This window comes from Paenibacillus sp. LHD-38 (genome assembly GCF_031157315.1).
Classification (GTDB): domain Bacteria; phylum Bacillota; class Bacilli; order Paenibacillales; family Paenibacillaceae; genus Pristimantibacillus.
The window spans coordinates 1-11,481 of sequence record NZ_JAVIFU010000092.1 but is presented as its reverse complement, the minus strand read 5'-3'; the positions used below and the strand labels follow the sequence as shown (position 1 = coordinate 11,481).

Here is an 11,481-nt window from a genome sequence, read left to right as displayed (position 1 = left end):
TGCTATTTACAAGGAACTTCATCCCCAGAGGGGATAATCACTGGAGGAGCCGGATGCGACGACCCGCATGTCCGGATCTGTGAGAGGCCTATGCGCATGCGCATAGGCCTACTCGATTTGTGTATATATAAGGATTTATACGCGTTTTCACTTATAAATGTGCTTATATATCTCCACGAAACGACTGCTTTTGCCGCAGAGAACGGCTTGCTGCTGCGGTGTTTTCTTTTTAGGCTGCTGCGGATGCAATTCGCAGGCTACTTTGTTAAAATAGAAAAGATTGTAGATTGGATCAATTTGTTCACTAATAATATGAAGCAGTGCTCAGGAGGAAATTAGCATGAGAAACGACGGTCGGCAACCGAACCAGCTTCGGCCGGTAACCATAACCACAGGTGTCAATAAATACGCAGAGGGGTCCGTCCTGATCGAGGTTGGGGAGACGAAGGTTATCTGTACGGCAAGCGTTGAAGATAGAGTACCGCCCTTTATGAAGGGGCAAGGTAAGGGCTGGATTACCGCTGAGTATGCTATGCTGCCGCGGGCAACTCATTCGCGGAACATTCGTGAAGCGGCCAAGGGTAAGCTTACTGGCCGGACGATGGAAATACAGCGGCTTATCGGACGTGCCTTGCGCTCGGTCGTTGATTTACAGGCGCTGGGTGAGCGGACGATCACGCTTGACTGCGATGTCATTCAAGCAGACGGAGGCACTCGCACGACGTCGATTACAGGCGCATTCATCGCGCTTTCCATCGCAATCAATAAAATCTCGGAAAAGGTCCAATTCGCCAAATACCCTATTACTGATTTTCTAGCATCGGTAAGCGTTGGCGTCATTCAGGAGAGAGCGCTGCTTGATCTGAATTATGAAGAGGATTCGAAAGCAAAGGTCGATATGAATGTCGTAATGACAGGGAACGGAAAATTTGTTGAGGTGCAGGGAACGGGTGAGGACGCACCGTTTTCACGTGATGAGCTTAATCAATTGCTGGCACTGGGAGAAGAGGGCATAACGGAGCTGATCAGTAAGCAGCGCGATGTTCTTGGTCCTTTGGCGGCCCGCATTGGAGGTTAATATCCATGACAAAGCATTCGGTGCTCTCTCATGAGATTATCGTCGTGGCTACCAAAAATGCCGGCAAAGTGAAGGAGTTTGCGCATGCACTCCAAAAGTTAGGCAAAGAGACCGCGAGTCTGCTGGATTATCCGCAAATTCCAGACATCGTGGAGGATGGCGAGACGTTTGCGGCTAACGCGCGCATCAAAGCAAAAACGACAGGTGACGCGCTTGGCGTCCCTGTATTGGCCGATGATTCTGGCTTGCGCGTTGCGGCGCTGGGCGGTGAACCTGGCGTTTACTCTGCGCGTTATGCGGGTGAGGGCGCAACAGACGAAGATAACAATGCAAAATTGATTCGCGAACTTAAGCGCATGCGCGAGAATCAGGAGCTGGAAGAGCTGGGAAGGCTGACTGACGGTTCGCTGCTGCTGAGCAAGGCGCAATTTGTATGTGCATTGGCGTTATATGATCCTGCTACCGGTTTATTTGTTGAGGCGGAAGGCACGGTGGACGGGGTTATTACGGAAATACCGCACGGTACTGGTGGATTCGGCTATGATCCCCTATTTTGGGTGCCTGGCTTGAACCGAGGTATGGCTGAGCTGACAAAGGAAGAGAAACAGCAGATCAGCCATCGCGGGGAAGCGCTTAGGAAGCTGCTTCCGCTGCTTGAACAAGCATAAGCCAAGAATATATAAAGCAACCCCATCCGCATTTAGCCGCTCAATACGGCGTTTTGCAGATGGGGTTGCTTTATTTTAATATATAAGAATTTATAACTTTTCACTTATAAATGTGCTTATATATCTCCTTGAAACGAGCTTTTGCAAAGGGTTAATCTATTTTAGCCAATGACAACTTTATACTGCTTCAGCCACAAATTTACTTGATACAAGTATGCGAACAGCTGCGGGCCGGACATGAGCTGGCCGAACCACGGAATATTCGATTTGGCGGAGTCTGATTCTGCGAGTTCTCTTACCTTATTGACGTTGATCAGCGGAAGCAGCGGGGAGCTGGGATCGTTCAGCACGTCCAGCAGCAGCCCTTTGACAGCGGCCAAATAGTTGGGATTATGAGTTTTTGGATAAGGACTCTTTTTGCGAGTCAGTACGTCATCCGGGAGAATGCCGCGCAGCGCTTTGCGCAAAATGCCTTTTTCCCGGTCGCCTGATGTTTTGATTTCCCATGGGATATTCCAAACATATTCAACCAGCCGGTGATCGCAGAAAGGAACGCGGACTTCCAAACCGGCTGCCATGCTCATGCGATCCTTACGGTCCAGAAGCGTCGGCATGAAGCGGGTAATATTCAAGTAAGACATCTGGCGCATTTTGCGGAGCTGCTCGCTTTCGCCGTCCAAATGAGGAACCTCGCCTATTGCCTGCGCGTAACGGTCACCAATGTAATCAAGGGGCTTGATCCAAGCGGCCACGTCTGGGGCAAGCAGATCAGCACGCATGGCCGAAGCCAGTGACCAAGGGAATGTATTGGCGCTTAGCGCTTCTTCGCGGTGGAACCAAGGATAGCCGCCAAAAATTTCATCTGCAGCCTCGCCGGAAATCGCCACGGTGGCATCTTTCTTGATTTCATGGCAGAACAGCAGCAAGGATGCATCGACATCGGCCATGCCGGGGAGATCGCGGGCGAAGGTAGCCGCCTTCAAGGCACCGACAAGCTCAGGCGTATCAAATTGAATCGGATGGTGGATGGTACCTAAATGCGTGGTCATTCTCTCGATCCAAGGCGCATCGCTGTTCGGCTGGAAGGCATGCGCTTTAAAATGCTTATCGTTATCGGTGTAATCGACGGAGTAGGTATGGACGTTTCCTTGCCCGTTTTCGTTGTAATAGTTGACCGCAAGGGTGGTAAGCGCGCTGGAATCGAGTCCGCCTGATAAAAGAGTGCATACAGGAACGTCCGAAACGAGCTGCCGTTCAACGGTGTCCTTAAGCAGCTCACGGACTTGCTCTGCGGTTTCTTCGATATTTTGACCGTGCGGGCTGCTCTCCAGTTGCCAATACGTTATCGTCTTGACGCCTGAGTGATTCACCGTCATGCAGCGGCCAGGCCTTAACTCGCTGATTTGTTTATATACGCCTTGCCCTGGCGTGCGGGCTGGACCGAGAATAAAGATCTCCGCAAGTCCTTCCGCACCGACCTCCGGTTTCACGGCAGGGTGCGCTAATATACATTTTTGCTCCGAACCAAAAATAAACAAACCATCCTGCAAGCTATAAAATAATGGCTTTACGCCAAGCCGATCACGCGCAAGGAACAGCTCTTGTTCGGCCACGTTCCATATTGCAAACGCAAATATTCCGTTAAAACGTTCGACGCTCGCCTTGCCCCATTCCATAAAAGCAATCAGTAGTACTTCCGTGTCGCAATTTGTCGTGAATGTTCTGCCTCTGCCCTCCAGCTCCTTGCGGAGCTCTGGCGCATTATACAATTCCCCGTTATAGACAACGACATATTTGTCATCGCCGGTATGGCGTATCATCGGCTGTGCTCCATTTTCAGGGTCAATGACGGATAAACGTCGATGGCCTAAAGCGCAATGCGCTGATATCCACGTACCGGAAGCGTCGGGACCGCGCGGTGCCAGGGTGTCAGTCATCTTCTCTAAGCTTTCACTCTGCTTAGTCAGATCACGGTTCCAGTCGATCCAGCCCGTAATTCCACACATCGATCTCATTCCTCTCTTTTGCTGGTCTCAAAGTAGCGATAATATCAGTTATATGCAGAAAAAAGGCATAAAATGTCTGTCCGACGGGGGATGCTAGGGAGGTCCGTAAAAAGTTGAAGAGCAGAAAGGAGCACGCGAATAATGGTTGATATGGAAGCTGGCGGAGAGGATCGCAAACGATATTACGTATCCGTCCAGGCGGGGCAAATATTAGAGGATCCGCAGGCTGCGGCCTATGAGCTTGAAATAAACATGAATGAGCAAGAACATATTAAGCTGAGGGAGATGTTTGACGAGCTGTCCAGCATGGATGAGGCTGAGATGTATCATTTTTCCAGCCATCCGTTTGGCTCTGCAAGCGACAGCGAAATGAGTGCGGGCTATGACGAGCTTATTCAACAAATTTATAAACAGCTGTACGAGCATGGTACGGATACGACAAAGCGCCATATAGAGTCTATGCAGCTGCTTTAAACATAGAAGAGGGGGCGCCAGCCATATGATGACTGTGTGCCCCTTTGGCATGTGCGCGTCTCAACTGCAAGAATAACCTAAGTCCCATTCTCTTCTATTAAAACGAAAAAAAAAATGATATACTTCTACAAAAAATAGTGGAGGTTTATCTTTTTGCAAAAGTTAGTTTTTTTCATCGGAGTAGCAGGCACAGGCAAAACAACCGTAGCTAGAAAGCTGTCAGATCGCATCCCCGCCGCATTTCTTGACCGTGATACGATTGGCGGCAGATTTGTAGAGGCGATCTTGGAGCTGAACGGACTGGACAAGAGAGACCGGGATTCGGATTATTACAAAAAAAATTTGCGTGATTTGGAATACGATACGGCTAAGGACGTTTGTATAGAAAATTTAGCGGCAGGACAAAACGTGTTTATGATTTCGCCTTTTACGGCAGAGCTGAAAAATAAGCAATGGATTGAAGAAGTTGTTAAAGCAGCCGGCTTGTCCTTGCATGAAGTTGATATAAAGGTCATCGTCGTTACGCTGCAGGATATGGAGCTTCAGAAGATCCGTATCGTCGGCCGTCAAACGGAACGCGACCAATGGAAGCTGGACAATTGGGGCAATTTTGAGAAGCGGATTGAATTTGTTCCTCAAATCAACTGGGATATTCCAAGCTCTTCGATTTTAGTTTTCGATAATAGCGGCGAGCTTACAGAAGAGAAATCGGAGCAATTATACCAATTCGTTAATGAAAAGCAAGCGACAATGTCGGTTTAATCCGGCAACAATATAGATGGCCATTCTGGAGGGCTGTTCCAAGAGGTTTTAAACCTTACGGAACAGCCTTCTTTTTTGCTTTCAACGAGAATGCGCGACGTGGATCGGTGGTGAAGACAACTTAATTTGCTCCCCTCGGGATTTTTTTGATAAATATTAAGATGAAAGAGCCTATCGCAGGATAGGCTCTTCTTGTTCTTTAAGAAGGAAAGAATCATTGGTTACAAGCAATATAGCCTGGACAAAGAGAAAAACCCGCCAAACCCTTGTTTTATCAAGGGTTTGGCGGGTTTATGTAAAAAAATGCTTTCGTTTGTTCTTATTGGCGTCCCGGAAGAGATTCGAACTCCCGACCGACGCCTTAGAAGGGCGTTGCTCTATCCAGCTGAGCTACCGGGACACAAGAAATAATATACCACATAGGAATATTTTATTGCAAGCCTTATTTTGTTTTTATCTTCAATTTACATAAAAAAAGAATTAAAAGCGGTCGGAACACGACATTTGTTTTTTCTTTTGACTGTACATGGTATAATCGAACGCAAGATTGTACGTATGAACAAACGGCGTGACCATAAGGCGGTGTTATCATTACAACTCCCAATGACACACAAGGCGACAACAAGGACAACGTTTATTTGTTCCCTAGCATGCTGGACCATTATCAGGTACAGTTAACCCGTATGCTAGAAGCGGAGCAATACGGGGAGGCCAAGGAGTTGCTGCGCTTTTTGCTGCAATGCCAGGGCGAGGATGCGCGCCATTATGAAGAGTGGGACAGCCTTCTGACATGGCTCGACATGGCTTTCCCTGAAGATGGAAATGGTGACGGTACTGGATTCATAATGGCCAAACGAGAGAAGGAAGAGGACGAAGCAACGATACGCGAGCAGCTTCTTAATCCGCCGGACCAGGACGAGGCTTACGTGAACCAAGTACTCTACATCATGCAAAATCATCCGATGATCGATCAGCAGATACTTGCTCTTGAACGGGCCGCCTATATTCAGTCTTCGGATATGGATGAGTCCATCAAGAATTGGCTGGTCACCCAGCAGGTACATCCAGTCGTGCAGTTCAAGGCGCTTCAATGCTTGCGCAAACGGGGTGCCGAAGGAACGATCATACTGGAAAGATTAGGGGAAACTGCCGAGCTCCAGCTGGATGCCACGCCTCTTTCGATGGATGATTTTCCGACTCCGATTATCCGGATACTCGAGCGGACGGAGCAGGTGGCGGAGGTCGATGATCCAACATTGCCGCATTTTGCAAGAGAGTTATGGAAAGAAAGTTTACAATTTTTGTATGGTACGGCTGCATATCATTGGATGCTCAGAGAAGACGAAGACACAGTCGATTATTTTGCGGCTGCGCTGCATTTAACGCTGCTTCTTACCGTTTACGGCTCGGCGAACGATGACGATATTCGTGATACATACGGCATTACCGAAGGTTTAAGATTCCGTTATGAGCAAGCATGCAAGGCATTGAGACAGGTTGCTGTTCTGCAGCAATCCGGAGAAGACGAACCAGAGTCTTGATAATCTGGCCCAGCTTGTTTATAATAGAATGGTTTATGAAACGTGATAACTACTGATGCATGAGCATTTTCGGAGGGGAAGGCATAAAATGAAAGCAACTTGGGAAAAAATAGACAAGAACATCGTGTCGATCGACGTGGAGGTAGGAGCGGAGAAAGTCTCTGATGCTCTTGATCAAGCATTTAAGAAAGTCGTTCAAAAAGTAAACGTACCTGGATTCCGTAAAGGTAAAGTGCCGCGCGGCATTTTCGAATCCCGTTTTGGTATCGAGAGCCTGTACCAGGATGCAATTGACATTCTGCTGCCAGACGCTTATTCCGAAGCAGTTAACGAGCACAATCTTGAGCCGGTTGACCGTCCTGAGATCGATGTTGAGCAATTTGCAAAAGGCGAAACATTCAAATTCAAAGCAAAAGTTATCGTTAAGCCAGAAGTTAAGCTTGGCGAATACAAAGGCTTGGAAGTTGAATCCGTTAAAGCTGAAGTTACGGAAGAAGAAATTGCAGCTGAACTTGAGCGTCTGCAACAGCGTCATGCTGAGCTTTCCGTAGTTGAAGAAGGCGCTGCAGCAAACGGCGACATCACTGTAATTGATTTCGACGGTTATGTTGACGGCGAAGCATTCGAAGGCGGAGCAAGCGAGCGTTATTCGCTAGAGATTGGTTCCAACTCCTTTATCCCAGGTTTCGAAGAGCAAGTGGTTGGCATGCAAATCGGCGATTTCAAGGACATCGAAGTAACGTTCCCAGAGAGCTACCACGCTGAGCACCTTGCAGGCAAGCCTGCAGTATTCAAAGTGAAGCTGCATGAAATCAAACGCAAAAGCCTGCCGGCTCTTGATGATGAGTTTGCAAAAGACGTTAGCGAATTCGATACTCTTGAAGAGTACAAGCAGGATCTAGTAGGTAAACTTCAAGAGCGTAAAAACCAAGAAGGCGATCAAGCTCGTGAAATTGCAGTCGTGGACAAAGCTACTGCAGCAGCAGACGTTGAAATTCCTGAGCCGATGATCGTTTCTGAAACGGACTACATGATCAAGGATTTTGAAAACCGTCTAAAAATGCAAGGCATGAACATGGATCTTTACTTCCAGTTCTCTGGTCAAAACGAAACCGTTCTTCGCGAGCAAATGCGTACAGACGCTGAAAAACGCGTTCTGAACAACCTTGTGCTTGATGCCATTGCTAAAGCTGAAGGTATTGCTGCAAATGACGAGGATTTGAACGAAGAGCTTGAGAAGCTGTCCAAATCTTACAACCGTCCTGCTGAAGAGCTTCGCGAGATTTTCTCGAAAAACGGAAACCTTAACAGCCTGCAAGAAGATATTGCACTTCGTAAAACAATCAAGTTCTTGCTTGATAACAGCAAAGCTGTTTAATAAGCCACATACGAAAAATTTAATAAAAGCTTGACTCAGGATAAGGCACGTCATTGGTACGTGCCTTATTTTGACCCTACATATGAAATTGTGCTTGTTTTGGAGGCTAATCTCCGTACATATCGAACGGCCGTCGCCGTATAATGTATTATTGGAAAAATGACATCATTACGACGACGTGTTACAATAAGTAAGTAACCAAAGTCATAAACGAAAAGAGGTTGGTCGCATGAATCTAGTACCTATCGTAGTCGAACAAACGAATCGCGGGGAGCGTTCTTACGATATTTACTCCCGTTTGCTGAAGGACCGTATTATTTTCCTTGGGAGCGCAATCGATGATGATGTAGCAAACTCCATCATTGCACAGCTGCTGTTTCTGGCGGCCGACGACCCAGAGAAAGACATACATCTGTACATTAACTCTCCCGGCGGCTCCGTGACTGCGGGAATGGGTATTTTTGATACGATGCAATATATTAAGCCTGAGGTGTCCACGATTTGCATGGGCATGGCAGCAAGCATGGGCTCGCTTCTCCTTACAGCGGGCGCGAAAGGCAAGCGTTTTGCGCTTCCTAACGCAGAGGTTATGATCCATCAACCGCTCGGCGGCGTACGCGGCCAGGCATCCGATATCAAGATCCATGCGGATTGGATTTTGAAAACGAAACAAAAGCTTAACCAAATTTATGTAGATCGCACCGGACAGCCTTATGAAAAAATCGACCGCGATACCGACCGTGACAATTTCATGAGCGCGGAAGAGGCTCTTGCCTACGGTTTGATTGACAAGGTGATTACAGCGCCGGTATCGACGATTTAATCGAAGGGGTGATTACATGTTTAAATTCAACGACGAAAAAGGCCAGTTAAAATGTTCATTCTGCGGCAAATCGCAGGATCAAGTACGTAAATTGGTTGCTGGTCCTGGCGTCTATATATGCGATGAGTGTATCGAGCTGTGCACTGAAATTGTTGAGGAAGAACTCGGCAATGAGGAAGAGCTTGATCTTAAGGATATTCCGAAACCGAAAGATATCCGGGCCATCCTGGATTCTTATGTTATCGGTCAAGAATTCGCGAAAAAATCGTTGTCTGTAGCGGTATATAACCATTACAAACGGATTAATTCCGGAAGCAAAATCGAAGACGTTGAATTGCAAAAAAGTAATATTTTGCTGCTAGGTCCTACGGGATCGGGTAAAACCTTGCTTGCGCAAACGATGGCAAAGATTTTGAATGTTCCTTTTGCGATTGCTGACGCGACTTCACTTACAGAAGCAGGTTATGTCGGTGAGGACGTCGAGAATATTTTGCTTAAGCTCATTCAGGCTGCCGACTATGATGTGGAAAAAGCTGAGCGAGGCATTATCTATATCGATGAAATCGATAAAGTAGCCCGCAAATCGGAAAATCCGTCAATTACGCGCGATGTATCGGGCGAGGGAGTTCAACAAGCGCTTCTGAAAATATTAGAAGGCACGGTTGCTTCCGTTCCTCCGCAAGGCGGACGTAAGCACCCGCACCAAGAGTTTATTCAAATCGATACAACGAACATTTTGTTCATTTGTGGCGGCGCGTTCGACGGGCTTGAGTCATTGATCAAACGTCGTATCGGCAAGAAGGTAATCGGCTTTAGCTCCACAGGCGAATTGCAGAAGGATCTGAAAGCTGGCGAATACCTGACAATGGTATTGCCGGAGGATTTGCTGAAATTCGGACTTATTCCAGAGTTTGTTGGACGTTTGCCTATTATTTCAACGCTTGAGCCGCTTGACGAGCCGGCACTTGTTCGGATTTTGTCCGAACCGAAGAACGCGCTTGTGAAGCAGTATCAAAAATTGCTTGAAATGGACAATGTGAAGCTTGATTTCGAGCCGGCTGCTCTCGATGCCATTGCGAAAGAAGCGATAAAGCGCAATACCGGCGCCCGCGGCTTGCGCGCGATAATCGAAAGCATCATGCTTGAAGTCATGTACGAGGTACCATCACGTGATGATCTAAGTACTTGTCTAATAACGGAGCAAACCGTTCAAGAGAAAATCATGCCAGAACTTACGGCTAAGAAGAGTAAGAAGAAGGAAGAGAGCGCGTAAGCTAGCGTTCAAATAGAAGGGCTATGAGCTTATGCGTAAGTAATGTAACGCTTAACTTATAGCCCTCCGCGTAACGAGCTCTTGTCGCCAATGACGGCTTTGCCGTATACGCTTGACTACCGTCATTGTCTCCACCCAGCCGCGCGGCAGCATTGCCGCCAGTCAAAGGGTGGACTTTGACGTTCATGGGAGAGATAAACTTATGTACTTGCGTCAAGATACAGTGGCGGTTAAAGTCGGTAATCTAACGATTGGCGGCAGTAACGAAGTCATTATTCAAAGTATGTGCACCACCAAGACAGCTGACGTGGAAGCAACTGTTGCAGAAATTTTGGGGCTTGAGGAAGCGGGATGTCAGCTTGTTAGGGTAACGGTTAACAACAAGGAAGCAGCTGAAGCGATCAAGGAAATCAAAAAACGCATTCATATCCCTCTTGTAGCTGATATTCACTTTGATTACCGTCTGGCACTGCTTGCTATCGAGAACGGCATAGATAAGGTTCGGATTAATCCGGGCAATATCGGCCGCCGTGAACGTGTCGAAGCGGTAGTGAAGGCTTGTAAGGAAAAAGGCATACCTATTCGTATCGGCGTCAATGCCGGCTCACTAGAGAATCATTTGCTTGAGAAATACGGATATCCAACGCCGGAGGCGATGGTCGAGAGCGCGCTTTTTCATATTGGGATTTTGGAGGAGCTTGATTTTCACGATATCATCGTTTCGCTCAAGGCGTCTGATGTTCCGATGGCAATCGCAGCTTACTCGATGGCTGCTAAGGTTATCAAGTATCCGCTCCACCTAGGCATCACGGAGGCTGGCACGCTGCATACGGGCACGATTAAGAGCTCGGCAGGTATTGGTGCACTTCTTGCATTAGGCATCGGCAACACGCTGCGCATCAGCCTGAGCGCTGATACGGTTGAAGAGGTTAAGGTGGCTCGCGAGCTGCTAAAAACCTTTGGACTGATCACGAATGCTGCAACGCTCGTATCCTGTCCGACCTGCGGTCGTCTGGATATCGATTTATTCTCAATTGCTAATGAAGTTGAAGACTACATTTCAAAAATCAAGGTACCGATTAAAGTATCTGTGCTCGGCTGCGCAGTTAATGGTCCTGGCGAGGCGCGGGAAGCGGATATCGGGATTGCTGGAGCCAGGGGCGAGGGTATGTTATTCCGTTACGGAGAGCTCATTCGGAAGGTACCTGAGGCTGAATTGCTGGATGAGTTAAAGAAGGAAATAGATGAAATCGTACGTGTGTTTGAAGCAACCGGAGAAATTCCAGGCCGGAAGCATCACACCCCTGCTTAACCAACAAAAAGGCTTATTCACGTCATTTATTGACGTGAATAAGCCTTTTGTGCGCTTGGCAGCGCAATCGACTAGGGAGTGAAAGTCTCCAGTACACTGCGAGGTGGCGGAAGTACATAGCTGACGCATAGTGCTAGTCCGTGAGGATAGGTGCGGAGGATGCGAA

The 11,481-nt window shown here is 47.7% G+C and carries 11 protein-coding genes and 1 tRNA gene; 9 read left to right on the top strand and 3 right to left on the bottom strand.

Annotated elements, in window-relative coordinates:
* Positions 1-340 precede the first annotated feature (340 nt).
* Positions 341-1,078, top strand: coding sequence for a ribonuclease PH (gene rph, locus RCO25_RS33660; RefSeq protein ID WP_309000412.1), 738 nt, complete (start codon positions 341-343; stop codon positions 1,076-1,078).
* A 5-nt stretch (positions 1,079-1,083) separates the two neighbouring features.
* Complete coding sequence (gene rdgB, locus RCO25_RS33655; RefSeq protein ID WP_309000411.1) at positions 1,084-1,746, top strand: RdgB/HAM1 family non-canonical purine NTP pyrophosphatase; 663 nt, start codon at positions 1,084-1,086, stop codon at positions 1,744-1,746.
* 161 nt (positions 1,747-1,907) lie between these two features.
* On the opposite strand, the gene asnB is transcribed toward rdgB, so the two are convergent.
* On the bottom strand, positions 1,908-3,752 hold the full coding sequence (gene asnB, locus RCO25_RS33650) for an asparagine synthase (glutamine-hydrolyzing) (RefSeq protein ID WP_309000410.1): 1,845 nt from the start codon (positions 3,750-3,752) through the stop codon (positions 1,908-1,910).
* 141 nt (positions 3,753-3,893) lie between these two features.
* Here asnB and RCO25_RS33645 point away from each other — a divergent pair, with 141 nt between their 5' ends.
* Positions 3,894-4,226, top strand: a complete 333-nt coding sequence (locus tag RCO25_RS33645; protein ID WP_309000409.1) for a hypothetical protein — start codon at positions 3,894-3,896, stop codon at positions 4,224-4,226.
* Between the two features lie 153 nt (positions 4,227-4,379).
* Entirely contained in the window at positions 4,380-4,988 is a 609-nt protein-coding gene (locus RCO25_RS33640) for a P-loop nucleotide/nucleoside kinase family protein (protein WP_309000408.1), read from the top strand.
* 323 nt (positions 4,989-5,311) lie between these two features.
* Here the strand turns inward: RCO25_RS33640 and RCO25_RS33635 are convergent.
* Positions 5,312-5,388, bottom strand: a tRNA-Arg gene (locus tag RCO25_RS33635).
* A 319-nt stretch (positions 5,389-5,707) separates the two neighbouring features.
* Between RCO25_RS33635 and RCO25_RS33630 the strand changes: the two genes are divergently transcribed.
* The 4 genes from RCO25_RS33630 to clpX all read left to right on the top strand — a co-directional run bounded on the left by RCO25_RS33630 (position 5,708) and on the right by clpX (position 10,003).
* Positions 5,708-6,529: a hypothetical protein gene (locus tag RCO25_RS33630; protein WP_309000407.1), complete on the top strand. Its 822-nt coding sequence runs from the start codon at positions 5,708-5,710 to the stop codon at positions 6,527-6,529.
* Between the two features lie 88 nt (positions 6,530-6,617).
* Positions 6,618-7,907, top strand: coding sequence for a trigger factor (tig, locus tag RCO25_RS33625; protein WP_309000406.1), 1,290 nt, complete (start codon positions 6,618-6,620; stop codon positions 7,905-7,907).
* A gap of 229 nt (positions 7,908-8,136) precedes the next feature.
* On the top strand, positions 8,137-8,730 hold the full coding sequence (gene clpP / locus RCO25_RS33620) for an ATP-dependent Clp endopeptidase proteolytic subunit ClpP (RefSeq protein WP_053374767.1): 594 nt from the start codon (positions 8,137-8,139) through the stop codon (positions 8,728-8,730).
* Positions 8,731-8,746: 16 nt separating this feature from the next.
* Entirely contained in the window at positions 8,747-10,003 is a 1,257-nt protein-coding gene (clpX, locus tag RCO25_RS33615) for an ATP-dependent protease ATP-binding subunit ClpX (RefSeq protein ID WP_076271649.1), read from the top strand.
* 1 nt (position 10,004) lies between these two features.
* Here the strand turns inward: clpX and RCO25_RS33610 are convergent, their stop codons facing one another.
* Positions 10,005-10,190, bottom strand: coding sequence for a hypothetical protein (locus tag RCO25_RS33610; protein WP_309000405.1), 186 nt, complete (start codon positions 10,188-10,190; stop codon positions 10,005-10,007).
* Positions 10,191-10,205: 15 nt separating this feature from the next.
* Between RCO25_RS33610 and ispG the strand changes: the two genes are divergently transcribed.
* On the top strand, positions 10,206-11,315 hold the full coding sequence (ispG, locus tag RCO25_RS33605; protein WP_309000404.1) for a flavodoxin-dependent (E)-4-hydroxy-3-methylbut-2-enyl-diphosphate synthase: 1,110 nt from the start codon (positions 10,206-10,208) through the stop codon (positions 11,313-11,315).
* Positions 11,316-11,481: the final 166 nt, after the last annotated feature.